A 24,378-nucleotide genomic window follows, 5' to 3' on the forward strand; every position below is an offset into this window, starting at 1 on the left:
GCCGAGTTTGAAATACTCGGCGGCGTGTTCGAGCGCCTGAGAAACCCGTCCCGCGACCTCGCGATCGACCTCGGCACCGCGAACACCCTCGTCTACGAAGCGGGGGAGGGCATCGTCGTCGACGAACCGAGCGTGGTCGCGCTCGACGCTGCCACGGGCCAGCTCCTCGCCGCAGGGTCCGATGCCAAGGAGATGCTCGGGCGAGCTCCGGCGAAGGTGCGCATCGTGCGTCCGCTCGCCGCGGGCGTCATCAGTGACGCCGACGCCGCCGAGCGGATGTTGCGCTACTTCATTGCCCGCTCCCGACCGTCGCGCCTCATCCGCCCGCGCATCGTCGTCTGTGTTCCTTCCGAGGTGACGGGCGTCGAACGTCGCGCGCTCGAGGACGCGGCGATGCGCGCCGGGGCGCGGCGGGTCGACGTCATCGAAGAGGCGGTCGCAGCTGCCCTCGGTGCCGGCCTGAACGTTCACGGGACGGCCGGCGCGATGGTTGTCGACATCGGCGGCGGCACGAGCGATGTCGCGGTCACGAGCCTCGGCGGCGTCGTGCGTGCCCACTCCGTGCGCATCGGGGGCCACGACCTCGACGAGGCCATAGCGAACCACGTCAAGAACGAGTACGCGCTCCTGCTCGGCGAGCGCAGCGCGGAGACGATCAAGATGGCCATCGGCTCGGCTTTCCCCATGAGTCACGAACTCACCCACGAGGTGCGCGGTCGCGACCTCATCACGGGCCTTCCGCGCGCGGTCACGCTGACGAGCGGGGAGATCCGCCGAGCCCTCGAACCGCACCTGCTCACGATCTGCGAGACGGTGCGCTCCACCCTCGACTCCTGCCCTCCCGAACTGGCCGGCGACGTCCTCGACGGCGGCATCGTCCTCACCGGCGGGGGAGCGATGCTGCGCGGCCTGGACGTGCGCATGAGCCACGAGTTGGGCGTTCCCGTCCGGTTGGCCGAGGATCCACTGACCGCGGTCGTCACGGGCGCGGGCACGTGCGTCGAAGATCCAGCAGCGACGCGGTCGCTGCTGTCGCAGGTGGAGCGTTGAGGCGAGATTCGGGTGCGTCCGCGGCGGTGGCTGCGCCGGGACGCGGTACCCGGTCGCGCGCCGGACGCAGGCGCATCGGTGTTGCCGTCCTCCTCGTCATCGCGCTCGTCGTCAACCTCGTTCCGCCGGTGCGCGACGGCGTCAGTTCGCTCCTGTCACGTGGCGTGACGTCTCTCGTCTCGTCCCTCACCGGGCGCGACGCGGAGGTGAAGCGCCTGACGAAGGAGAACCTGGCCGTGAGCGAACGCGCTCGATCGGCCGAGGAGCGACTCGCAGCGGTCGAGGAATCGGCAACGCTCTCCGAACGATTCGGGGGCGGCAAGCACGATGTTGTCGTCGGTCATGCCGTCGCCTTCACGCCGGCACCTTCAACGGGTAGCGAGCGGAAGGTCGAACTCGACATCGGCTCGCGCGACGGCATCTCACTCTCGCAGGCCGTCGTGGGCGATCGCGGCCTCGTGGGGCGCATCACCGCAGTCCGGGCCGACTCCTCCACGGTCACGCTGCTCGCCGACCCCTCGTCCGTAGTGGGGGCGCGCGTCGAGCGCACCCGTTCCCTGGCCCGACTCAGCGGGAGCGCGCCGGCGGGTGTGGCCAAGCGAAGCGGCAGCGAGGTTAGCCTCGTCGTGGCCGACGGAGGTTCGGTACGCATCGGCGACACCGTCGTCACGGCAGGCAGCCCGAACGGGTTCCCGTACCCCGCCGGTATTCCGCTCGGGAAGGTGAGCCGCGTCGAGGCCGACCACGGTCAGGCGGAGCGCAACGCCGCCGTGCGTCCCTTCGTCGACCCCGGTGCGCTCGAGGTCGTGGGTGTTCTCGTGCCGCAGGAGAACCACTGATGGCGCGCGTGGCTGCTGAAACCCCCGGTGCTCCCGGTCGCACGCCCCTGCGCGAGCCCACGACGATCGTGGCTCGGCCCTCCGCGGTGGCGTGGAGCCGGGTTGCGTGGCTCGTTCTGACTCTCCTGCTCGCCGTCACCGTGTTGCCCCTCGTTCCCACCTGGGCGCCGTGGATGCTCGTGCCCCTGCTCGTCACCGCAGGCGTGACCGGCGGTGCGTGGTCCGCCGTCGCGTGGGCGATCGCCGGGGCGCTCCTGCTCGACCTCGCGCCGCCCGCGTCGTCGGCGCCGGGCCTCGCGCTCGTTCCCGCGGTTGCGGCGGCGCTCGTCGTCACCAGGGCCGCGAGGTCGTGGAACAGCGCCGCGTGGGTACCGGCCATCGTGGGCGGCCTCGGAGCCCTCACTGCCTCCCTTGTCGTTCTCGCCCTGCGAGTGGTGGCGTCCGGTTCGGTTCAGGTCGATCCGTACTCGCTGCTCGGCTCGACGGCCACGACGGCCGTTCTCACCGCAGCCCTCGCTCCGACCTGGGTGCGGTGGACGTTGCGCGAGCAGGAACGAGGACGCGCATGACCCGGCTGCGCCGAGGCGTGCCGAGGGAACGCCGTCCGTTCGGACCGTTGCTCGTGCCGAGCTTCCGTGGGGCAGGTTCGCGTGGTGCGCGAGGGGCGTCGGGACGTGCGCGGTTGCTCGTCATGGCTCTTGTCGTCGCTCTCGTCGCGACGGTCATGGTGGGTCGTCTCGTCCAACTGCAGATCGTCGACGGCGCGGAGAACGCGCGCGCTGCGGCGGACATCAACACGCGCCACGTCGTCGTGCCCGCGCAGCGCGGACGAATCCTCGCGGCAGACGGCACCGTGCTCGTAGGCAACGGCTCGACGACGACGCTGACCATCTCCCCGCAGGCTCTCGCACGTGATGATGCCCCGAAGCTCCTCGCGCGGGTCGCCTCGGCCATCGGCCGTGAACCGCAAAGCCTCTTGGCGCGGACGAAGGCGTGCGGGACGAAGGGCGCCGCGCCGTCGCCGGTCTGCTTCGCCGGGCATCCCTTCGAGGCGGTGCCGATCGCCTCCGACGTCGAGGCGTCGGCTGCGAACGCGCTGCTCGAGCGCCCCGAGGCCTACCCCGGCATCGCGGTGCGACCGACAGCGACCCGAACCTACGGCTCCCGCGGCGACTCCCTCGCCCAGGTGGCCGGTTACCTCACGGCAGCGACAGCCGATGACACCGGCGTCTCGAGCTCGGGGTCGGGTGTGCCGACGCTGCTCGGCCGCACGGGTGTCGAGAAGCAGTACGACGCCGTCCTGCGCGGACGCGACGGCAAGCGCTCCACCGCCATCGGACCCGACGGAACGGCGCAACGTCAGGTGGCGGACGTGCCGCCGGTGGCGGGCCAGGACGTCGTCACCTCGATCCGCCCCGCCGTGCAGGACGCCGCAGCGAAGGCCCTCGCCGACGGCATCGCCGCAGCCCGGAAGCGCGGGCAAAAGGCCGGTTCGGGAAGCGTCGTTGTCCTCGAGGCGGACAGCGGCAACGTCGTCGCCATGACGAACCAGCCCACCTACGACCCGTCCGTGTGGAACGGCGGCGTGACGCAGGCCGAGTACGACTCACTGCTCGACACCAGGGCCGGCGACCCGCTGACCAACCGCGCCATGTCCGTGGCCGGCCCACCCGCGTCGACGTTCAAGGTGTTCTCCCTCTTCGCCGCGGCTCAGACCGGCGTGGACCCGAACGGCTCGTACTCCTGCCCGTCGTCGGTCATGATCGGCAACCGCTCCTACAGCAACTTCGAGTCGCAGGCGCACGGCACGATCGACATCCCGAAGGCGCTCGAGGTCTCCTGCGACACGGTTTTCTACCGGTGGGCGTACGACGCCTGGGTCAAGGCCGGGGGAGTGAAGGCGTCCACCGACGCTCCCGACCCGTACGCCAGCGTGGCCCGCGAGTTCGGCTACGGCGCGCGAACCGGGGTGGACCTGCCCGCGGAGGCGAGCGGCTCCATTCCCGACCGCGCGACGAAGCGCCGTGAGTGGGAGGCGACGAAGGCGGCGTCCTGCCGGCGGGCGAAGAGCGGGTACCCGGAGATCGCCGACAAGGACCGTGCCTCGTACCTCACGCAGGTGGCCAAGGAGAACTGCACGAGCGGCTACGTCGTGCGCGCAGGTGACGCGGTGAACTTCGCCATCGGCCAGGGTGACGTCGCCGCGACGCCGATGCAGGTGGCCACGTCGTTCGCCGCGCTCGCGACGAACGGGCGCGTACCGACGCCCCGCGTCGCCGTGGCAACCGCGCGTTCGGACGGCAGCTCCCAGACGGTGCTCCCGACGCCCGAGGCGCGTGTCCTCGGCCTCGATGCCCGGATGTACGCCCGCGAACTCGAGGGCCTCAAACGGGCGGTCTCGACGGGAACGGCCTCCGAGGCCTTCCGAGGCTTCGACCTCGACGCGCACCCCGTCTACGGCAAGACAGGGACGGCCGAGGTCTACGGCAAGCACGCCACCGCGTGGTTCGCCTCGTTCGGCGGGGCGGACGAGGACGGCAAGCGCTACGTCGTCGTCGTTCGGGTCGACGAAGGAGGCGAGGGTGGACGGACCGCCGCACCCATCGCGCGCTCCGTCTGGGACGCGCTCGTCAGGCGCTCTCGCTGAGACGAGGGCGCACGGCGGCTGGTGATAGCCTGCATGCGATCTTCGGCTCGTGCCGGAGAGCCGAGAACGAGGGGAAGCCGGTCGAATTCCGGCGCTGACCCGCAGCCGTAGATCAGTTCGCTGATGAGCCGGAATGCCTCGTCTCGGCTGTGTCTGATCACATCTGCCTAACACACCCGTCGAGGTCAGCGGGAGGGGCCCGGCTCGTCGTTCGAGCAGGGTGTCGACCACCGGCCACGCACCTGCCCGGAAGGTCATCATGACGACCCACCTGCGTCGCGCCGGATTCACCAGCGCCGCCCTCGTCGCTCTCGTTGCCGCAGCTTCGGCCCCCGCCACCGCAGCTCCGGCGACGGGAACCGACGCCGCGGCGTCCTTCCTCGCCGGGCAGTTCGCGGCGGGCGGGCACCAGCTCAGCTCCACCTACGCGGGTCAGACCTACCTCGACGCGGGCCTTTCCGCGGACGGCATCCTGGCCCTTACGTCGGCCGGCGTTGCGGGCAACGAAGCCGGTGCCGCCACGACAGCGTTCGCCAAGGGTGTGGGTGACTACGCCATGCCGGGCACCGACGTGTACGCCGGAGCTGTGGCGAAGTCCCTCATCGTCGCGAAGGCACAGGGGCAGAACCCGCGCGCGTTCGGCGGCGTCGACCTCGTCTCGAAGCTGCAGGGCCTCGAGAAGCCGAGCGGCCGCTTCTCCGACGTCTCGGCCTACGGCGACTACTCGAACGCCGTCACCCAGTCCCTCGCCGTCATCGCGCTGCAGAAGGCCGGCGCGCCCGCTGACGCGAAGGCCACGAACTACCTCCTCTCGCTGCGCTGCAATGACGGCGGATTCCGCTTGGCCGACGACGGTTCGGCGTGCGTCTCCGACCCCGACGCCACGTCGTTCGCCGTGCAGGCGCTCGCCGCCGCCGGCGGTCACGGCGCCGACGTGACGAAGGCCGTGAACTTCCTCGCCACGAAGCAGAACGCCGACGGTGGCGTCGCCGGCGGAACGGGCACGACCACCCCCAACGCCAACTCGACGGGCCTCGCGGCGGTGGCGTTCACCCTCGGCGGTCAGGGCGCGCGCGCTGTTAAGGCGCAGTCGTTCGTCGCCTCGCTGCAGTACGGCTGCTCGTTCCCTGCCGCTGTGCGTGGCGCCATCGCCTACGACCGCACCGCGTTCGCGGCGATGAAGAGCGCCGGTGCCTCCGGCAAGCTCGCCGGCAACGAGACCCGCGCCACGTCCCAGGGTCTCTACGCGTTCACGAGGGCGCCCCTCGTCTCGTTGACGAAGGGTGGCGCCACCACGACTCCCGCCATCTCGTGCTCCTCCGAGCCCACGTCGTCGCCCAGCACCTCGACGTCCACGACGAGCGCGCCGAAGCCGACCACCACCTCGTCGAGCAACTCGACGTCCACCTCCGCCACGCCGGCTCCCACGAGCACCACGAGCGCCACGAGCACGGACGCCACCGCAGCGCCGACCTCGACGACGAGCCCGAGCGAGCCGTCCACGTCCACGGTGCCGCAGTCGACGTCGACGACGCCCGCCACCGGCCCGATCGTGAACACCGACAAGGTCTCGGACAACACCGTGCCGTTCGGCTTCGCCTTCGGCGCGGTCATCCTCGTCACCGCGGGAGGTGCCGTTGCGTACGCGCGTCGCCGCTGATCTCGCGCGCCTCGGCGCACCGGTTCTCGTCGGCGCCTCGGCCCTCGCGGGCCTCGGTGCGGTGACGACGGGTGCCGCAGCGCCCGCGTCCGCTGCGGGTGCGTGCACGAGTGCGACGAGCGGCGTGACCGTCGTCGTCCAGTTCCCGAGCGGCTCGGCCACTGGCTGCGCGCCGGGTAGTCCGGGCACGGCGCTCCAGGCGCTGCGGGCCGCCGGGTTCTCGACGACCGGTTCCACGCAGTACCACGACGGCGTGCTCTGCGGCGTCAACGGGTACCCGTCGAGTTCGCCGTGCCGGATGCCTCCGACGAACGCCTACTGGGCGGTCTTCAGCGCCAAGCGCGGCGGCTCGTGGAACTACTCGAACCTCGGTGTCGCCTCGCTGCCCGCCACCCCGGGCGGAGTCGTCGGATTCCGCTTCGGCAACGGCACCGCGCCGTCCGTGCCCGTGCCTGCTGCGATCACGTCGCCGAAGCCGAGCACGACGAAGCCCACGACATCGACTCCGAGGCCCAGCTCGCCCAAGCCGAGCAGCACGAAGCCGACCACGTCGCAGCCGAAGCCGTCGAGTTCGAAGCCCTCGACCGCCAAGCCGTCCTCGACGAAGGCCGGCTCCACGTCGGCTGCGCCGAAACCGACGCCGAGCAAGCCGTCGTCGACGGCTGGTTCGACGAGCAGCCCCCAGCCGACCACCTCGGGGTCGAAGCCGGGCCAGGGCGCCACGTCGACTCCCACGGTCAAGGCAACGGCCCTCGTAACGAAGGACGGGAAGCCACTCAAGGTCATCACCTTCAGTGACGGCTCGTCGACGACGCTCGATGCGAACTCGAGCGATGCCAAGAAGTACAAGGTCGGTGTGAAGAAGAAGGGCGCCACGCCCGCCGCCACCAAGATGACCGGTACGAAGGTGCCCCAGCCGAAGAACACTGCTCACCCGAGCATCTCGACGTCGGGCAGTGTGCCCGGTCTCGCCGTGCCGGAGAAGAAGAGCTCAGGCAGCAACAACCTTCCCGGCATCATCGCCGGTGTCGGTGTGCTCGGCGTCGCAGCCGTGGGAGGCGGATACGCGGCACGTCGTCGCGGATGACCTCGGCCTCCGGCCATCGCCGTCGCGTCGTCCACCCCGGTGCGTGGTGGATGTGGGCGACGGCGATGGCCGTTGCCATCGCCACGACGACGAATCCCGTCCTGTTGGCCCTCGTGCTCGCCGTCGTGGTGCTCACGGTCGTCGCTCGGCGCCCCTATGCGCCGTGGGCCCGTAGCCTGCGCCTCTACGCGGCGCTCGGAGCCTTCGTCGTCGTGAGCCGCGTCGTTCTGCATGTCCTCGTGGGCATGAAAACGAGCGACACGATCGTCCTTCCGCTGCCGCACGTGGAGCTTCCCGAGTGGGCTCGCGGCATCACTCTTCTCGGCCCGGTCGGTCTTGGCGGCCTCGTCGGTGCCTTCCTCGAGGGCCTGCGCCTGGCCACGATGCTGTTCTGCTTCGGCGCAGCCAACGCCCTCGCCAACCCCAAGCGCCTGCTCGCGGCCACCCCGCCGGCCGTCCGTGACATCGGGACGGCCACCGTCATTGCGTTGTCCGTGGCACCCCAGCTGGTCGAGAGCGTCCAGCGGGTGCGCAAGGCGCGCGTGCTGCGTGGCGACGCCCGCCGCGCCACGCGCGTCAAGCAGGTGGCCCTTCCCGTGCTGCACGACACGCTTGACCGCTCCATCTCCCTCGCGGCCTCGATGGAGGCACGCGGTTATGGCCGTCGGGCCGAGCGGCCCTTCGTGACGCGCTTCGTCATCGGCGTGCTCATGCTCGGCGGTGCGCTGCTCACGTGCGTCGGCGTCTACGGCACGATGCAGGGCTCCGGAGCCGAGGGAGTCGTGAGCGACGTTCCCTGGTGGACGACGGCGCCCGTGCTCGTCGTCGGCATCGTGGCGAGCGTGGTCGGGGTGGCATGCGCGGGACGTTCGATGCGTCGCACTCGCTACCGGCGCGACCCGTGGGGCCTGCTCGAGTGGGCCGTCGTTGCCTGCGGCATCGTGACGCTTGTGGCCGTTCGTGCGGTTCTCGCGGACCAGCCCGACGCGCGCAACCTCTCGGTTTCGCCCCTCGCCATGCCCGTGGTACCCCTGTGGCTCCCGCTCGCGCTCGTGCCCGCGCTCCTGCCGGCGTTCTTCACACCCGAACCGGAACGCCCGCGGCGTACGAGCGCGCCCGAACGCACCCTCGACGACGCAGCGCCCGGACGCGACGCCCGGGCCCTGCGAGGAGCCACCTCATGACCGAAACACACGACACAACTACCGCGGGGGACGTGGGAGGGCGTGACGCTGCCACCGTCTGGACTAGAGAACCCGCCGTCGTCATGGACGCCGCGACGCTGACGTACGACGGGGCCGAACACCCCTCGCTGCGCGACGTCGACCTGCGCATCGAACGCGGTGAGCTCGTCGCCGTCATCGGCCGCACCGGCTCGGGCAAGTCGACGCTCCTCGGGCTGCTCACCGGGCTCGTCCCGCACTTCACGGGCGGACTCCTGCAGGGCAGGGTCGTCATCGGCGGGCTCGACATCTCCGAGAACAAGCCCAGCGAACTCGCCTCCGTCGTCGGGTACGTCGGGCAGGACCCCCTCGCCGGCTTCGTCACCGACACCGTCGAGGAAGAACTCGCCTACGGCATGGAACAGCTCGGCATAGCGCCGGAGGTCATGCGTCGGCGGGTCGAGGAGACGCTCGATCTGCTCGGTATCGCCGAGCTGCGCGAGGCTCCGTTGCGCGACCTTTCGGGCGGCCAGCAGCAGCGCGTCGCCATCGGAAGTGTGCTCGTCATGCACCCGCAGATCCTCGTCCTCGACGAACCGACCTCGGCGCTCGACCCCACGGCCGCCGAGGACGTTCTCGCCGTACTCACGCGCCTTGTCCAGGATGTCGGTTCGACCGTCGTCGTCGCGGAACACCGCATCGAGCGCGTGCTCCCGTTCGCCGACCAGGTCGTGCACGTCGGGGCGAACGGCGTCGTCACCTCCGGCGCTCCCGGCGAGGTGCTCGGGGCATCCGACGTCGCACCGCCGGTCGTCGAACTCGGTCGTGCCGCCGGTTGGTCGCCGCTGCCGCTGACGATCCGCGACGCGCGGCGGGTGCTCGTGGAGCGCGCCGCGAGTGCGCCCTTCACGGTCGAGGCACCGCCCATCCGCGGGACAGACGTGCCCTCGACTGCGCCGGTGCTCGAGGCGCGGGGCGTACGCGTTCGCCTGTCCGGCCTCGACGTCGTCGCGGGTGTGGACCTCGACCTTTGCGCCGCCACGGTGACGGCGCTCATGGGCCGCAACGGCTGCGGCAAGTCGACGCTCATGTGGGCGCTTCAGGGAAGTGGCCGGCGTGACGGCGGCAGCATCGGCGTGGTCTCCGCACGAGGCGAATCGCTCGACCCCGCGAAACTGAACCCCGCGCAGCGCCGCGGTCTCGTCGGCATGGTGCCGCAGACCGCCGGGGACCTCCTCTACCTCGACACGGTGCGGGAGGAACTCGCGCAGGCCGATTCCGACGCCGGCCGCGAGCCCGGTGCTGCCCAGGCGTACCTCGCGAACCTGGCCCCGGGCATCGACCCGGCCATGCATCCCCGCGACCTGTCCGAAGGGCAGCGCCTCGCGCTCGTCATCGCCGTCCAGCTCGTGGCCGAACCTCAGGTGCTCGTGCTCGACGAACCGACCCGCGGTCTCGACTACGCCGGCAAGGAGGCCCTGCGGGCGATCCTGCGCAGGCGCGCCGACGAAGGGCGGGCCGTTCTCGTGGCGACGCACGACGTCGAGTTTGCCGCTGCAGTGGCCGACGAGGTCATCCAGATGGCCGGGGGAGAGTTCATCGCCACCGGCAGTGCACGCGACGTGCTCACGGCGTCGCCCGCCCTGGCCCCACAGATGGCGAAGGTGCTCGCGCCCGTTCCCGCACTCACCTTGAGCGATGCGCTGACGGTGCTCGGAGTGCCGTCATGAGTCCGCAGGCTTCTGCGAACCCGGAAGAGCGCGCGGGCACCGCCCGGCCGGTGAAACGCGCCGCCCGCTCGAAGGCAACGAGCGCCGTCCGTCTGAAGCCGCGCAGCGCCGCCACGATCCTCGTCGTCAGCCTCATCGGGTTGCTCGCGAACCTGTGGCCCCTCCTCGTCGAGGAGCACTCGGCCGTCGCCGGCCACAGCCGTGACGCCCCGATGCTCTTCGCCATCCTCCTGCCGCTCATGCTCGTCGTGGTCCTGGCCGAGATCGCGGACGGCGGGATGGACGCGAAGGCCGTCGCGATGCTCGGCGTCCTGTCTGCCGTGGATGCCGTCCTGCGCCCCCTCGGTGCGGGGACCGGCGGTATCGAGGTGATGTTCTTCCTTCTCGTCCTCGGCGGCCGCGTCTTCGGAGCAGGCTTCGGCTTCGCGCTCGGCGCGACGAGCATGTTCGCCTCCGCCGTGCTCACTGCGGGCATCGGCCCGTGGTTGCCGTACCAGATGCTCGGAGCGGCCTGGGTCGCCATGGGCGCCGGCCTTCTGCCGTGGCGGCGCGGGCTCAGGTGGCCGCTCGAACTGCTCCTGCTGTGCGTCTACGGCGCCTTCGCGTCGCTCGCCTACGGGTTCGTGCTCAACATGTCCCTCTGGCCGTTCGCCACCGGCGACGACCCGGCCATCATGCCGGTGCCCGGCGCGCCGCTGGGCGACAACCTCGCACGCTTCGTCGCCTACACCCTGGCCACGTCGCTGGGTTGGGACCTCGGGCGCGTCATCACGAACGTCGCCCTCATCCTCGTCGCGGGTCGACCGATCATGGTTGCGCTGCGCCGTGCCTCGCGTCGTGCCGCGTTCGACGCGACGCCGCGCTTCGCCGAGGGCTCCCGCGCTGATTAGGTCGGCACCCGGCCCCGCTGATAATCTGAACTCTGCCGTCGATCGGCCGCGGACCAAGAGCGCCCCAGTGAACAGGCCTGGGAGCACCGCGCAACGATGTGTTGAAGGAGTTGGGCATGGCCCTGAATGCTGAGACGAAGAAGAAGATCATCGCCGAGTACGGCACGTCCGAAGGCGACACGGGCTCGCCCGAGGTGCAGGTTGCCCTCCTCACGGAGCGCATCAAGGGCCTGACGGAGCACGCTCGTCAGCACCCGCACGACCACCACACGCGTCGTGGTCTGCTCCTGCTCGTCGGTCAGCGCAAGCGCATGCTTCGCTACCTCGAGTCGGTCGACATCGAGCGTTACCGCTCGCTGATCAAGCGCCTCGGCCTGCGCCGTTGATCGCATTGATCACCATGATTTGACGCCGGACGGCGGTCACTCGTCTACGAGTGGCCGCCTTTCGGTGTTTCGAGGGGCCCGGACGGGTCGCTCGGCAGCAAGAAACGGGTCGCACACAACGACGATGTGCGCATCCGAGACGTAGATGAAACAAGAAGGAGGGCCCAAATGGAGGGTCCCGAGATCCAGTTCGCCGAAGCCGTCATCGACAACGGCTCGTTCGGCACCCGCACGGTTCGCTTCGAGACGGGACGTCTCGCGAAGCAGGCCAACGGCGCAGTCCTCGCCTACCTGGACGACGACACCTGCCTGCTGAGCACCACCACCGCCAGCAAGCAGCCCAAGGAGCACTTCGACTTCTTCCCCCTCACGGTGGACGTCGAGGAGCGCAGCTACGCGGCCGGCAAGATCCCCGGCTCGTTCTTCCGTCGTGAGGGTCGTCCCTCCACGGACGCGATCCTCACCTGCCGCCTCATCGACCGCCCGCTGCGCCCGGCCTTCAAGAAGGGCCTGCGCAACGAGGTCCAGGTCGTCATCACGGTTCTCGCGCAGAACCCGGACGTGCAGTACGACGTTCTCGCCATCAACGGCGCGTCGGCCTCCACGCAGATCTCCGGTCTGCCGTTCACCGGCCCGATCGGTGGCGTGCGCGTCTCGCTCATCGACGGCCAGTGGGTCGCCTTCCCGAACTTCTCCGACATCGAGCGCTCGGCGTTCGACATGGTCGTCGCCGGCCGTCTCGTCGGTGACGACGTCGCCATCATGATGGTCGAGGCCGAGTCCACCGAGTCGACGTGGAACCTCGTGGCCGAAGGCACCCAGGCCCCGACCGAAGAGGTCGTCGCCGAGGGCCTCGAGGCTGCGAAGAAGTTCATCCGCGTGCTCTGTGAGGCTCAGGTCGAGCTCGCGCAGCAGGCCGCCAAGGAGGTCCAGGACTTCCCGGTGTTCCTCGATTACCAGGACGACGTCTACGGTGCGGTCGAGAAGTCGGCCAAGGATCAGACGTCCGCTGCGATGACGATCGCCGGCAAGGCCGAGCGCGAGGACAAGCTCGACGAGATCAAGGACGCGCTCAAGGCCGAGCTCGCCGGCGAGGGCCGCGAGTTCGAGGGCCGCGAGTCCGAGGTTTCCGCCGCGTTCCGTTCGCTGCAGAAGCAGCTCGTGCGCGAGCGCATCCTGCGCGAGAAGGTCCGCATCGACGGCCGTGGCCTGGCGGACATCCGTGCGCTCTCGGCCGAGGTCGAGGTGCTGCCGCGCGTTCACGGTTCCGCGATCTTCGAGCGCGGCGAGACCCAGATCATGGGTGTCACGACGCTCAACATGCTGCGCATGGAGCAGCAGATCGACTCCCTGTCGCCGGTGACGCGCAAGCGCTACATGCACCACTACAACTTCCCGCCGTTCTCCACGGGTGAGACGGGCCGCGTCGGTTCGCCGAAGCGCCGCGAGATCGGTCACGGTGCTCTGGCCGAGCGTGCGCTCATGCCGGTGCTGCCGACGCGCGAGGAGTTCCCCTACGCCATCCGTCAGGTCTCGGAGGCTCTCGGCTCCAACGGTTCGACGTCCATGGGTTCGGTCTGCGCCTCGACCCTGTCGCTGCTCAACGCCGGTGTGCCGTTGCGCGCCCCGGTCGCCGGTATCGCGATGGGTCTCGTCTCCGCCGAGATCGACGGTCAGACGCAGTACGCAGCCCTCACCGACATCCTCGGTGCCGAGGACGCGTTCGGTGACATGGACTTCAAGGTTGCCGGTACCCGTGAGTTCGTCACGGCCATCCAGCTCGACACGAAGCTCGACGGCATCCCGGCCCAGGTTCTCGCCGGTGCACTGACGCAGGCGCGCGACGCCCGCCTGCACATCCTCGACGTGATGAACGAGGCGATCGACGCTCCCGACGAGATGTCGCCGTTCGCCCCGCGCGTTCTCGCGGTGAAGATCCCGGTCGATAAGATCGGTGAGGTCATCGGCCCGAAGGGCAAGATGATCAACCAGATCCAGGAGGACACGGGCGCCGACCTGTCCATCGAGGACGACGGCACGGTCTACATCGGTGCCACGGACGGCCCGAGCGCCGAGGCTGCGCGCGCCGCGGTCAACGCGATCGCCAACCCGCAGATGCCCGAGGTCGGCGAGCGCTTCCTCGGCACGGTCGTCAAGACGACGACGTTCGGTGCGTTCGTCTCGCTGCTTCCGGGCAAGGACGGCCTGCTGCACATCTCCGAGGTGCGCAAGCTCGTCGGTGGCAAGCGCATCGACGCTGTCGAGGACGTGCTGAAGATCGGCCAGAAGGTCCAGGTGGAGCTCAAGGAGGTCGACCCGCGCGGCAAGCTCTCGCTCGCCGTCGTCGAGGAGGCCAAGGCCGAGTCCGCGAACACGCCGGAGAACACGGACGCCGCGACGGCCGAGGCTGCTGCCGAGGTCGCCGACTCCGCCGGTCACATGGACCCGCACTCGGGTTCCGAGGACGAGTCCGGTGACAAGAAGCCGCGTCAGCGTCGCCGTGGCGGTCGCGGTCGTGGCCGTGGCGCCGAGCAGGGCGAGGGCAACGCCGCCGCCGACCAGCTCGTCGACGCAGGCTCCGACGGCAACGAGGCGAAGGCGACCTCCGAGGACGCCTGAGCCACACCGGTTCGAGCATGAAGGCTCCGCTCCCGACGTTCGTCGGGGGCGGAGCTTTCCGCATGCGTGGAAGACGTTCCCTTTCACGGCCACGACGTTCCGGCGGGATTCGGGCTTCGTGGGAGGATGGGCGGGTGAGAGCAGTCGACCGGGCGGACGCGTTTCAGCGCCGTCACCCCGTGCTCGGGTACCCGATCGGTGTCGTGTACAAGTTCATCGACGACCAGGGCGCGTATCTCGCGGCGCTCATCACCTATTACGGCTTCCTCTCGGTCTTCCCGCTCATCCTGCTGCTGCAGTCGGCACTCGGCTTCTTCATTCACGGCAACGAGCGGCTGCACAAGCAGATCCTCGACTCGGTGCTCGGCCAGATTCCCGTGCTCGGCAACACGCTGAGCAACGCCGCGCCGAGCGCGTTGCGCGGCAGCGTCTCCGGCATCGTGCTCGGTTCGATCGTGGCCCTCTACGGTGGCCTCGGGGTGGCTCAGGCGCTTCAGCACACGAGCAACACGTGTTGGTCGGTGCCGCGCAACGCGCGCCCCAACCCCATCCTCATGCGCGTGCGCAGCGCTGCCGTGCTGCTCTTCCTCGGAGCCGCACTGGTCGCGCTGGGCTGGTTGCCGCAGATGTGGCACGTACCCGGCCCGCTCATGCTCGCGCTCAACCTCGTGTTCGGCACCGTCATCTTCCTGCTCCTCATGAAGATGACGACGGCTCGCGGGCAGGGGTGGGGTCGTCTGGCTCCTGGCGCGCTGCTCGTGACGGTCGTGTGGCAGCTGTTCATGGCGGCGGGCAGTACCTTCACCAAGATCTTCGGCGCGCGTTCGAGCGACATCTACGGCACGTACGGCAGCATCCTGACGATTCTCGTCGCCTGTTACATCATGGCGGTCGCGTTCGTCGTGGGGTGCGAGGTCAACGTCGTGCTCCACCGCCGTCTGTACCCACGCTCGCTCATGACGCAGTTCACGGACGACGTCGACCTCACCCTGGCCGACCAGCAGGCGTACACCCTGCAGTCCACGATGCAGCGCTTCAAGAACTACCAAGCGATCGACGTCGTCTTCGACAAGGACAACGACGGTGTTGCCGATCAGCCCTCGGACCTCGACCTGCGGTGGCACGATGCAGTGGACGCCCACGAGCAATGGTTGAAGCGTGGGCATCCGACGCGGCCGTCCGGGATGTGGGGACTCACGGCCGAAGTGGAAGACAACCGCAGTGTCGACGGAAGCGAATGATGACGAACGACCTCAGGACGAACGAGCCGATCCAGCTCGGCCCCATGGTGCGCTATGCGGGGGAGCGCGAGGCGACGCTCTGGGCGCAGACGCGTGACGCGGGCGAGCTCACGGTGCGCATCGGCGAGAAGTCGTGGAGCGCACGCACGTTCGCGGCGCACGGGCATCACTACGCCCTCGTCCTGCTCGACTGCCTCGAGCCCGGCCAGGTGTACGAGTACACGGTCGAGGTGAACGGCGAACACGCGTGGCCGCAGCCCGATTCGCCGTTCCCCGCGCCGGTCGTCAAGATGCTCAAGGCCGATCGTCCGACGAAGATGGCCTTCGGCAGCTGCCGCACGAGCGTGCCGCACGACGCCAAGCACAACCGCACCAACGGCATCGACTCGCTGCGCGCCTACGCGCACGAAATGGCGCGTCACCCCAGGGACGAGCGGTGGCCCGACCTCGTCGTCCTGCTCGGTGACCAGGTATACGCCGACATCACGTCGGAGGCCATGCAGGAGTTCATCGAGGAGAAGCGCGGCCTCGACAGCGAACCCGGCGAGGAACTCAAGGACTACGTCGAGTACGCCCACCTCTACCGCCTCGCCTACAGCGAGCCGGCGGTGCGCTGGATGCTCTCGACGATGCCGAGCGCGATGATCTTCGACGACCACGACGTGCGCGACGACTGGAACACCTCGCTCGCGTGGCACGAGGAGATGAACAAGACCTCCTGGTGGCACGGTCGCATCGTCGGCGCGCTCTCGTCGTACTGGGTCTACCAGCACTGCGGCAACCTCTCGCCCGAGGCGCTCGCCGAGGACGAGGTCTGGCAGAAGATCACCGCGCACACCGGCAGCGACGAGCTCGACATCACCGACATGATCGAGGCCTTCGCGGAGAAGGTCGACCGGGACGCCCAGTCGTACCGCTTCTCGTACACGCGCGATCTCGGCGAGAGCAAGCTCATCGTCCTCGACTCGCGCGCCGCGCGCGATCTGCGCCCCGGCCACCGCGCGATGCTGGACGCCGAGGAGCTCGACTGGCTCGACGGTGAACTGCGCGGGGACGTGGAGCACCTGTTCATCGGTACGTCGCTGCCGTTCTTCATGCCCGAGGGCATCCACATGCTCGAGGCGCTCGACGAGGCCGCGTGCGACGGCGCGTGGGGCAAGACGATGGCGAGCCTCGGCGAGAAGATGCGCCAGACGATCGACCTCGAGCACTGGGCCGCGTTCAGTGACACGTTCTTCAAGGTCTCCGACATGGTGCTCGAGGTTGCGCGCGGTGAGCGCGGCGTGGCCCCGCGCACGGTGACGTTCCTTTCGGGTGACATCCACAACTCGTTCCTCTCCGAGGTCCAGGACGCCGACGGCACGAAGTCGCGCATCTTCCAGGCCGTGTGTTCGCCGATCCGAAACCCGCTGCCGCGGCACGTGCGCGCGGGGCAGTCGATCATCGGTCGCGGACTCGCGTGGCCGCTGCGTGAGGTCGTCGAGCGGACGAAGGCCGTGCGCACGCCGCACTTCACCTGGCGTACGACGCACGGGCCGTGGTTCGACAACAACCTCGCCACGGTGGAGGTCACCGAGAAGGGCCTCGACTTCCGTTGGGAGGCGGGTGAGATCGTCGACGGCGACCTCGAGCACCCGCGCCTACGCGTCGTCTCCGACATCCGCCTCGACTCCGACGGCGATGGCGACAACGTCGAGCGCAAGGGCGATCGCGGGCGCCTGCACGCGTGGCAGCCACTCGCCATGCGGATCGTCGAGCGGGTCAAGAACCTGCGTCGCTAGGCTCGGGCCATGAGCGAGACGATCAAGGTTGCAGTGATCGGCGCCTGTGGGCGCATGGGCAGCGAGGCCGTCAAGGCGGTCGAGGCGGCCCCGGACATGGAACTCGTCGGCCGGTTCGACGTCGGTGACGACCTCGGTGATCTGGGGGGCGCCGACATCGCGATCGAGTTGACCGTGCCCGACGCGTCGCCCGGCAACCTCGCCCACTGTGTCTCTCGGGGCGTTTCGGCTGTCGTCGGTACGACGGGGTGGACCGAGGAGAAGCTCGCGACGCTGCGCTCGCAGGTGGACGCAGCCGACGGCGTCGGTGTGCTCATCGCGCCGAACTTCTCCATCGGGGCCCTGCTCATGATGAAGTTCGCGCGCGAGGCGGCGGCCTTCTACGAGTCGGTCGAGGTCGTCGAGATCCACCACCCGAACAAGGTCGACGCGCCCTCCGGCACGGCCGCGCACACAGCGCGCGCCATCGCCGAGGGCCGCCGCGAGGCCGGTCTCGGCGACGTTCCGGACGCCACGGAACACGACCCGGACGGCGCGCGTGGAGCCCGCGTCGACGGCATCCCGGTGCACGCCATCCGCATGCGGGGGCGCGTCGCGCACCAGGAGGTGCAGTTCGGCGCGGAGGGTGAGGCCCTCACGATCCGTCACGACAGCTTCGAGCGCGTCAGCTTCATGCCCGGCGTGCTCACCGGCGTTCGCAACGTGGTGACGACGCCCGGCCTCACCGTGGGCCTGGAGAACTTCCTCGGCCTCTGACCCGAACTGCCTGGAACCCGCACCGGTACCCTAGGCTCGTCCCATGACGTACGAACTCTCCGACGACATCCGCATCGACGCCACGCCCGAGGCGGTGTACGCCGTCATCAGCGACGTCACACGCACCGGTGAGTGGAGCGAGCAGTGCCGCCGTGTCGAATGGGAGAACGACGCCCGCGACGTCGGCGCACGCTTCACCGGCCACAACGAAACGCCCGAGCGCGAGTGGACGACGACCTCGCAGGTCGCGGTGGCCGAGCCCGGCGTCGAGTTCGCCTGGGACGTCGTGCCCGCCGAGGTGCGCTGGAGCTACCGCATGGAGCGCGAGGGTGATGGCACGCGCCTCACGCACTCGACGACGTTCACCGAACAGAGCGAGCGCACGTTCGCCGAACGTTTCGGTGACGACGCCCGGGCCCAAGCCGAGAAACGTCGCCTTGCCGCGCGCGAGGGCATCGGCGCGACGCTCCCGCGGATCAAGGACATCGTCGAGGCGGGCTCCGCGCGCTAGGACTCGCTGGCCCTGTCCACCTTGAGGCGTGGCCCGCGGCGGGCCGTCGCCGGGTGAGGTGCCACCGTTCACCCTCGGGTCAGGTGCCCGTCATGTCGACCTCCTAGGTTCGGGCAATGACCGACGCGATCCTGGGGCCGCTTGAGCACCTCATGACCTCGTGGTGGGTGTATGCGGCACTGTTCGGTCTGTGCGCCGTTGACGCGCTCGTTCCGGTCTTCCCCAGCGAGGCGCCACTCATCCTTGCCGGGGTGTACGCCGCGTCGGATCCGCACGGGCCCAACGTCGTCCTCGTCGTTCTCGTCTCCGCACTCGGTGCGTGCCTCGGTGATCACCTGTCCTACGGGCTCGGGCACCTGCTCGGCACGTCGTGGCTCGAGAAGAAGCCGAAACGCCGACGCACCGTCGAACGCGTGAGAGGCGTGCTCCACCAACGCGGTTCGTGGGCGCTGCTCGTCGTGCGCTTCATCCCCGGTGGCCGCTGCGTCGCGACGCTCTCGCTCGGCGCGACCGGCTACCCCCTGCGCTCGTTCACGCCGTACGACCTTCTCGCGACGCTCGTGTGGGCCGTGCACGGCACCGTCATCGGCTACATCGGCGGGCACGCGTTCGAGGACAACCCGATCGCGGGCATCGCCACCGGCATGGGCATCGCGATCGTTCTGGCCGGGCTGCTCGAATGGCGCCGCCACCACGCCGAAAAGCGCTCGGAGAGGTCGCAGGACGAGAAGGAGCCCTCGTCGGCCGGGGCATGGGGGTGACGCGAGGTGCCGCTGATGGCGGCCCGGTCACCACCGAGGTGGCGAGACGCTCAGTCCTGTGAGGTGGGCGCCTCCTCGTCGAGTGACACGGGCGTGACATCGCCGAACGCGCGAATCGCCGCGGCCGCCGCGTCGAGGTCGCATTCCTCGAACACCATCATGGCGAGCAGCGCCTCGCGGCTGGGGAGGTAACCCTCATCGAGGACGCGGGCAATCGTCGCGTCGTCCGCCCGCGCTTCCTCACGGGGGTCGTCATCCTCAAGATGGTCCATTGCGGCACTGTCGAGGAAGTCATCGATGAGTTCACGGCGTCCCTGCGTCGTGCCGAACGCGGTGTTCCCCGCCCAATCCGCCATGCCGTGCTCGGCAGCGTGCTCGTGCGCGCGCCACCGGCCGCCCTCGAACCAGGCAACGAATCCGACCCCGGGCTGCGGGAAAGCAGCCACGCTCGCGGAGCGACGCACCCAACCGGGGCTGTCTCGAGGACGTCAATGCCCTCGTCGGTCGTGCGCGTGAAGTCGCGATCCCACCCGAGAAGCACGGCTCGACCACCGTCGACGAGGATCATGCGGGCCGAGGTGCCGCCCCCATCGTCGTAGAACCACCCGTGCCGTTCGGCGCGCGTTGGCTCGTCCGGTCCGAACGCAGCGGCTGAGCAGGCAGCCGCGAGGCGCCAGCCCAGCTCGAGTTGAGCAGGAGGCGCGAGGTCAGATGTACGTTCGATCGGCATGAGTGGACCTCCGGGGTGAGCCTGGGAGTGAGAGTCGTCACGCTAACGAGCAGAACGACGACATGGTTGACATTCGTGCCACGACAAACCGATCTGACTCCGGCCTCGTCAGGCCCGCAACACGACGAGGCACGCCGCGACGAAGTGGACGACGAACGCGGCCACCGTGCACGCGTGGAAGATCTCGTGGAAGCCGAACACCGTGGGCCACGGGTCGGGCTTCTTGAACCCGTAGACGACGGCGCCGATGGTGTAGAGGATGCCTCCCACGGCGATGAGCGTCATGACGGCGGTGCCGCCCGCGGCGTGCAGCGGGGCGGCGTAGAAGACGGCGACCCAGCCGAGGGCGACGTAGATCGGGGTGTAGAGCCAGCGCGGCGCGCCGACCCAGAACGTTCGGAACAGGACGCCGGCAACGGCACCGATCCACACGATGAGCAGGAGCGACAACCGCTGGTTGCCGCGCAACAGGACGAGAGCGAACGGCGTGTACGTGCCCGCGATGATGAGGTAGATGTTCGAGTGGTCGATGCGACGCAGGACCGCGTCGGCGCGCGGGCTCCAGTACCTGCGGTGGTAGAGCGCCGACGTGGCGAACAGCTGTGTTCCCGTCGCTCCGAGGACGAGGGCGCCTACGCGCCCGGCCGTCGTCGGCGCGAGGATCGCGAGCGCGAGACACCCCACGAGGCAGATCGGCGCGAGGACGAGGTGGAACCACCCGCGCAGCAGCGGCTTGGCCACGCGCACGACGTCCGCGTCGACGCCTTCGTGCGAGACGGGAGGCATCTCACCGGCATGCTGGCGCAGCGAGTCGCCGAGCGGCGTGCGCCGACGTTCGGTGGTCATCGTTCGTCCTTCGTGTCAGAGGTGGGTTCGGTGCGTGCCTCGACGAGGAGACCGAGCGTCAGTTCGAGCACGCGCCGCGGGTCGGTGAGGGCGTCGCCGTACAGTTCGCGCACCGTGTTCATGCGGTAGCGCACCGTCTGCGGGTGGACATGCAGGCGGCCGGCGACCTCGTCACGACGGCCCTGGTGCAGGAGCCAGGCGAGCAGCGTCTCGGCGAGCACCTCCCGTTTGGCGGGGGAGAGGTCCTCGAGGGGAGCCACAGCACGTTCGCGAAGTCGGGTGGCAACGAGAGGCGCTGAGTCCAGAGCGAGTTCGGGCAACAGCTCGTCGCAGTCGGCGCCGTCATCGGCGCTCGCGAAACGCAGCGCGCGCAGTGCCTGACGGACTGATTCGCCGGCGTCGGTCCACGCCACGGTCGGCCCCAGAGCGGCGGGCGTACCGACGCAGCGCTGGAGAAGGCCGTTCCGAGCGTTGCTTCGCACGCCGGGGACGAGCACGACGGTGGGACCGTCGGCAACGGGAGACCACAGGGCGCGCTCGCCGAGGGCCGTGGCGAGCGCCGTGCGCGGTTCGCCGTCGACGACGAGGGCGGTGAGCGTTTCGGGCGCCTTCCACCGGGCCGATTCGGCGAGGTGCTCGAGGGCCGGGCGGGCCTCGCCCGCGACGAGGGCCGCCGTCAGCTGATCCCGGCGACGGGCCAGTTCACGGGTGCGGGCGGTGAGGGCCGCCGTGTGACCGGCGAGGCTCTGGGCGGACAACTCGTCGATGAAGGCGAAGGTCTTCTCGGCGAGGGCCGCGACGTTCGCCGCCGGCTCCTCGGCGGCCACGGCGCTGCCGGCGAACTGAGCCCACGCGACACGAGCACCCACGCGGTAGGCGGCGAGCAGAGCGTCCGTGGAGCGACCGCTCGCCGCCTCTCCCTGTCCCAGCCGGTAGGCGCCGTCGAGGGTGGAACGGGAGGTCGCGCGGTCGCCCTCGATCTGGGTGGCGACGAACCCCGAGAGGGCCTGTTCGACGGCGCGCTCGATGTTGCTGCGTAACGCAGGATCGAAGGCGCGGTCGTAACCGGGAACCTCCTCGACGATCGCCTCGACGCAGGCGCTCGCCGTCTCGGGCAGGGACGCCCGAAGCTCGGCCAGGGTGCGGTCGGTGAGAATCGGCATGTTCACACTCTACGAACAAATACCTCGAGAAACACGTCGGGTCCGAGCCAAGAATTACGCCGATAGGGCTAGATAAACTGTCGATATGGCCGTAACCTCGCTTTCGCCCACTCGGACGACCTCGCTGCCGAGCGTGGCACGAACCTCTCCGGCGGGCTCGGCAACCCGCCTCGCCTGGCGTGCGGTGCGCGCCCTCACGACGCCTCTCGTGCCCGAGGACTACGTCGACCTCGTCGACCCGCTTCGCTCGCGCCGGTATCTGCGCGCCCGCGTCGTCGACGTCACGCCCGAGACGGCCGACGCCAGCACCGTGACGCTCCAGCCCGGCCGCGGTTGGCTCGGGCACCGCCCGGGCCAGTACATCCGTATCGGCGTCGACATCGACGGCGTGCGCCTGTGGCGCGCCTACTCCGTCACCTCCGGCCCGCGCGGCGACGGGAACATCTCCATCACGGTGAAGGCCCTCACCGGCGGGGTCGTGAGCGCGCACCTGCAGGAGAGCCTGCGTCCCGGTCAGATCGTCCAGATGGAGCAGGCCGACGGCGCCTTCACCTGGAACGGCGGCGCCGAGCCAGTTCTCTTCGTCACCGGGGGCTCCGGCATCACGCCCGTCATGGGCATGCTGCGTCACCGCATCGACGCCGAGGAGGCGTTCGCCGCCGACACCGAGCACGCCGAGAGCGCGCACGACATCGTCGTCCTGCACTCGGCGGCCCACCCCGAGGACGTCATCTTCGCCGACGAACTGCGCTCGCTCGACGCGACGGGCCGCATTCGCCTCGTCGAGCGTCACACCCAGGCCGAGGGGCGACTCGAGCCGCGCGAGCTCGACGACCTCGTGCCCGACTGGCGCGATCGCATCACCTACGCGTGCGGACCTGCGGGCATGCTGCGCGCGTTGCGGGAGTACGCCGACCTCAACGGCGTCGCCGATCACCTGCACACCGAGGAGTTCACCGTCGAACTGGCCGAGCCCGGCGAGGGCGGCGCGCTCACCCTCCACGACGGTTCGAACACGCTCGAACTCGACGTCGCCGGCGACACCGCCATCCTCGACGCCGCCGAGGCCGCCGGGGCCCTCGTGCCCTCCGGCTGCCGCATGGGCATCTGTTACGGCTGCGTGCTGCCCCTGCGCTCGGGAAACGTGCGCGATCTGCGCACCGGCGAGATCACCTCGGGAAGCGAAGGCGACGGCGTCATGGTGCAGACCTGCATCTCCAGCGTCGCCGGGGCTTGCGAGATCGGGCGATGAACCCCACACCCCACCACGCGAGCGACAACCGCCCCGGCGCCCACCGAACCCTCACGACTCACACGTCACCCCGACGAAAGGACGCACGATGACCGCGATGCAGAAGAAGGACGTCAACCCGGTCGCACACCTCACGCGCAGCGACATCGAGCGCCTCGGCGAGGAGCTGGATGCCGTGCGCGCCCGCATCGTCGAGAGCCGGGGCGCGAAGGACGCCGCGTACATCCGCGGCGTGATCAAGGGCCAGCGCTACCTCGAGATGGGCTCGCGCGCCCTGCTGCTGTTCTCCAAGAAGAAGCCGGTGTTCGTCGTCGGCACGGTCGGCCTGGCCGCCGCGAAGATCCTCGAGAACATGGAGATCGGCCACAACGTCATGCACGGCCAGTGGGACTGGATGCGCGACCCGAAGATCCACTCCTCGACGTGGGAGTGGGACAACGCGTCGCCGTCGGACCTGTGGAAGCACTCGCACAACGAACTGCACCACACGTACACGAACGTCATCGGCCGCGACAACGACCTCGGCTACGGCATCATGCGCGTCGACGAGGACCAGAAGTGGGTGCCGTTCTACCTCGGCCAGCCGGCGTGGAACTTCATCAACGCGTGCTTCTTCGAGTACGGCATCGCCGCGTACGACCTCGAGCTCGGCAAGTACCTCAAGGGCCGCAAGGACAAGGCCGTCTTCCAGCGTGACAGCCGCAAGGTGCTGCACAAGATCCGCGAGCAGTTCACGAAGGACTACGTCGCCCACCCGCTCCTCGCGGCGCTCACCGGTTCGGGCAAGCAGACGATCAAGGCCAACTTCATCGCCAACCTCACGCGCAACCTGTGGACGCACTCCGTCATCATGTGCGGTCACTTCCCGAGCGGCGTCGAGACCTTCACGAAGAAGTCGATCGTCGGCGAGAGCCGCGGCGACTGGTACCTGCGTCAGATGCTCGGCTCGGCGAACATCTCGGGCTCGAAGGCGATGCACGTGGCCACGGGCAACCTGAGCTACCAGATCGAGCACCATCTGTTCCCGGATCTGCCGAGCAACCGCTACGAGGAGATCAGCAAGGACGTACAGGACATCTGCGAGCGCTACGGCCTGTCGTACGTCACGGGTTCGCTGCCGCGCCAGGTCGCCTCGGCGTGGTGGACGATCATCCGTCTGTCGCTGCCCAACGACTTCGCCGCGAAGCTCGAGCGCAAGCCGCAGAACGTCACCGACCTCGTGCAGCGCCAGGTGCAGCCGAAGGCGGCCTGACGCCTGTCGACTCC

At 69.5% G+C, this 24,378-nt stretch carries 21 protein-coding genes and 1 riboswitch; of the genes, 18 read left to right on the forward strand and 3 right to left on the reverse strand.

Features of this window, described 5'->3' with window-relative positions; genetic code table 11:
• The first annotated feature begins 24 nt into the window (after positions 1-24).
• From AA983_RS06040 to AA983_RS06115, 16 genes are all read left to right on the forward strand, one after another.
• Positions 25-1,050 (forward strand): rod shape-determining protein, encoded by a 1,026-nt coding sequence (locus tag AA983_RS06040; RefSeq protein ID WP_047311372.1) that lies wholly within the window; start codon positions 25-27, stop codon positions 1,048-1,050.
• Positions 1,047-1,889, forward strand: coding sequence for a rod shape-determining protein MreC (gene mreC / locus AA983_RS14730; protein ID WP_197078969.1), 843 nt, complete (start codon positions 1,047-1,049; stop codon positions 1,887-1,889). The genes AA983_RS06040 and mreC overlap by 4 nt, the downstream gene beginning before the upstream one ends.
• A gap of 8 nt (positions 1,890-1,897) precedes the next feature.
• A complete protein-coding gene (locus tag AA983_RS06050) occupies positions 1,898-2,458 on the forward strand; it encodes a hypothetical protein (RefSeq protein ID WP_156170243.1) in 561 nt (186 codons plus the stop codon).
• Positions 2,455-4,536: a penicillin-binding transpeptidase domain-containing protein gene (locus AA983_RS06055; protein WP_052946933.1), complete on the forward strand. Its 2,082-nt coding sequence runs from the start codon at positions 2,455-2,457 to the stop codon at positions 4,534-4,536. Before AA983_RS06050 ends, AA983_RS06055 begins: the two co-directional genes overlap by 4 nt.
• A 71-nt stretch (positions 4,537-4,607) precedes the next feature.
• Positions 4,608-4,674: riboswitch (cobalamin riboswitch) on the forward strand.
• 121 nt (positions 4,675-4,795) lie between these two features.
• On the forward strand, positions 4,796-6,196 hold the full coding sequence (locus tag AA983_RS14735; RefSeq protein WP_156170246.1) for a prenyltransferase/squalene oxidase repeat-containing protein: 1,401 nt from the start codon (positions 4,796-4,798) through the stop codon (positions 6,194-6,196).
• On the forward strand, positions 6,174-7,283 hold the full coding sequence (locus tag AA983_RS14740; protein ID WP_156170249.1) for a hypothetical protein: 1,110 nt from the start codon (positions 6,174-6,176) through the stop codon (positions 7,281-7,283). The genes AA983_RS14735 and AA983_RS14740 overlap by 23 nt, the downstream gene beginning before the upstream one ends.
• On the forward strand, positions 7,280-8,467 hold the full coding sequence (locus AA983_RS06070; RefSeq protein WP_052946936.1) for an energy-coupling factor transporter transmembrane component T: 1,188 nt from the start codon (positions 7,280-7,282) through the stop codon (positions 8,465-8,467). The genes AA983_RS14740 and AA983_RS06070 overlap by 4 nt, the downstream gene beginning before the upstream one ends.
• Positions 8,464-10,176, forward strand: a complete 1,713-nt coding sequence (locus tag AA983_RS06075; protein ID WP_231579546.1) for an ABC transporter ATP-binding protein — start codon at positions 8,464-8,466, stop codon at positions 10,174-10,176. The genes AA983_RS06070 and AA983_RS06075 overlap by 4 nt, the downstream gene beginning before the upstream one ends.
• Positions 10,173-11,066 (forward strand): ECF transporter S component, encoded by an 894-nt coding sequence (locus tag AA983_RS06080; RefSeq protein ID WP_082128754.1) that lies wholly within the window; start codon positions 10,173-10,175, stop codon positions 11,064-11,066. Before AA983_RS06075 ends, AA983_RS06080 begins: the two co-directional genes overlap by 4 nt.
• A gap of 116 nt (positions 11,067-11,182) precedes the next feature.
• Complete coding sequence (gene rpsO / locus AA983_RS06085; RefSeq protein ID WP_047311375.1) at positions 11,183-11,452, forward strand: 30S ribosomal protein S15; 270 nt, start codon at positions 11,183-11,185, stop codon at positions 11,450-11,452.
• Positions 11,453-11,620: 168 nt separating this feature from the next.
• Positions 11,621-14,071 carry a polyribonucleotide nucleotidyltransferase gene (locus AA983_RS06090; RefSeq protein WP_047311376.1) on the forward strand — a complete coding sequence of 817 codons (2,451 nt, stop codon included), beginning with the start codon at positions 11,621-11,623 and terminating at the stop codon, positions 14,069-14,071.
• 134 nt (positions 14,072-14,205) lie between these two features.
• Entirely contained in the window at positions 14,206-15,312 is a 1,107-nt protein-coding gene (locus AA983_RS06095; protein WP_047311377.1) for a YihY/virulence factor BrkB family protein, read from the forward strand.
• On the forward strand, positions 15,312-17,093 hold the full coding sequence (locus AA983_RS06100; RefSeq protein WP_231579547.1) for an alkaline phosphatase D family protein: 1,782 nt from the start codon (positions 15,312-15,314) through the stop codon (positions 17,091-17,093). The genes AA983_RS06095 and AA983_RS06100 overlap by 1 nt, the downstream gene beginning before the upstream one ends.
• Positions 17,094-17,102: 9 nt before the next feature.
• Entirely contained in the window at positions 17,103-17,849 is a 747-nt protein-coding gene (gene dapB, locus AA983_RS06105; protein ID WP_047311379.1) for a 4-hydroxy-tetrahydrodipicolinate reductase, read from the forward strand.
• A 43-nt stretch (positions 17,850-17,892) separates the two neighbouring features.
• Positions 17,893-18,360, forward strand: a complete 468-nt coding sequence (locus AA983_RS06110) for an SRPBCC family protein (protein ID WP_047311380.1) — start codon at positions 17,893-17,895, stop codon at positions 18,358-18,360.
• 116 nt (positions 18,361-18,476) lie between these two features.
• Positions 18,477-19,121 carry a DedA family protein gene (locus AA983_RS06115; RefSeq protein ID WP_047311381.1) on the forward strand — a complete coding sequence of 215 codons (645 nt, stop codon included), beginning with the start codon at positions 18,477-18,479 and terminating at the stop codon, positions 19,119-19,121.
• Between the two features lie 50 nt (positions 19,122-19,171).
• Here the strand turns inward: AA983_RS06115 and AA983_RS06120 are convergent, their stop codons facing one another.
• The 3 genes from AA983_RS06120 to AA983_RS06130 all read right to left on the reverse strand — a co-directional run bounded on the left by AA983_RS06120 (position 19,172) and on the right by AA983_RS06130 (position 21,860).
• Complete coding sequence (locus AA983_RS06120) at positions 19,172-19,567, reverse strand: hypothetical protein (protein ID WP_156170252.1); 396 nt, start codon at positions 19,565-19,567, stop codon at positions 19,172-19,174.
• A 392-nt stretch (positions 19,568-19,959) separates the two neighbouring features.
• Positions 19,960-20,697, reverse strand: a complete 738-nt coding sequence (locus AA983_RS06125) for a hemolysin III family protein (RefSeq protein ID WP_231579548.1) — start codon at positions 20,695-20,697, stop codon at positions 19,960-19,962.
• Entirely contained in the window at positions 20,694-21,860 is a 1,167-nt protein-coding gene (locus AA983_RS06130) for a CdaR family transcriptional regulator (protein WP_047311670.1), read from the reverse strand. The genes AA983_RS06125 and AA983_RS06130 overlap by 4 nt, the downstream gene beginning before the upstream one ends.
• A 133-nt stretch (positions 21,861-21,993) precedes the next feature.
• On the opposite strand from AA983_RS06130, the gene AA983_RS06135 reads away from it, so the two are divergent.
• Both AA983_RS06135 and AA983_RS06140 read left to right on the forward strand, forming a co-directional pair.
• Positions 21,994-23,112 (forward strand): ferredoxin reductase, encoded by a 1,119-nt coding sequence (locus AA983_RS06135; RefSeq protein WP_047311383.1) that lies wholly within the window; start codon positions 21,994-21,996, stop codon positions 23,110-23,112.
• Positions 23,113-23,200: 88 nt separating this feature from the next.
• Entirely contained in the window at positions 23,201-24,364 is a 1,164-nt protein-coding gene (locus AA983_RS06140) for an acyl-CoA desaturase (RefSeq protein ID WP_047311384.1), read from the forward strand.
• Positions 24,365-24,378 lie beyond the last annotated feature (14 nt).

This window comes from Dermacoccus sp. PE3, from assembly GCF_001021715.1.
Lineage (GTDB): Bacteria > Actinomycetota > Actinomycetes > Actinomycetales > Dermatophilaceae > Dermacoccus > Dermacoccus abyssi.

Bases quoted from the DNA above. Each gene is read 5' to 3' on its own strand.
- AA983_RS06055 (WP_052946933.1), top strand. From the start codon at position 2,455: ATGACCCGGCTGCGCCGAGGCGTGCCGAGGGAACGCCGTCCGTTCGGA.
- AA983_RS14735 (WP_156170246.1), top strand. From the start codon at position 4,796: ATGACGACCCACCTGCGTCGCGCCGGATTCACCAGCGCCGCCCTCGTC.
- AA983_RS06070 (WP_052946936.1), top strand. From the start codon at position 7,280: ATGACCTCGGCCTCCGGCCATCGCCGTCGCGTCGTCCACCCCGGTGCG.
- AA983_RS06075 (WP_231579546.1), top strand. From the start codon at position 8,464: ATGACCGAAACACACGACACAACTACCGCGGGGGACGTGGGAGGGCGT.
- AA983_RS06080 (WP_082128754.1), top strand. From the start codon at position 10,173: ATGAGTCCGCAGGCTTCTGCGAACCCGGAAGAGCGCGCGGGCACCGCC.
- rpsO (WP_047311375.1), top strand. From the start codon at position 11,183: ATGGCCCTGAATGCTGAGACGAAGAAGAAGATCATCGCCGAGTACGGC.
- AA983_RS06090 (WP_047311376.1), top strand. From the start codon at position 11,621: ATGGAGGGTCCCGAGATCCAGTTCGCCGAAGCCGTCATCGACAACGGC.
- AA983_RS06100 (WP_231579547.1), top strand. From the start codon at position 15,312: ATGACGAACGACCTCAGGACGAACGAGCCGATCCAGCTCGGCCCCATG.
- dapB (WP_047311379.1), top strand. From the start codon at position 17,103: ATGAGCGAGACGATCAAGGTTGCAGTGATCGGCGCCTGTGGGCGCATG.
- AA983_RS06110 (WP_047311380.1), top strand. From the start codon at position 17,893: ATGACGTACGAACTCTCCGACGACATCCGCATCGACGCCACGCCCGAG.
- AA983_RS06115 (WP_047311381.1), top strand. From the start codon at position 18,477: ATGACCGACGCGATCCTGGGGCCGCTTGAGCACCTCATGACCTCGTGG.
- AA983_RS06125 (WP_231579548.1), bottom strand. From the start codon at position 20,697: ATGACCACCGAACGTCGGCGCACGCCGCTCGGCGACTCGCTGCGCCAG.
- AA983_RS06130 (WP_047311670.1), bottom strand. From the start codon at position 21,860: ATGCCGATTCTCACCGACCGCACCCTGGCCGAGCTTCGGGCGTCCCTG.
- AA983_RS06140 (WP_047311384.1), top strand. From the start codon at position 23,201: ATGACCGCGATGCAGAAGAAGGACGTCAACCCGGTCGCACACCTCACG.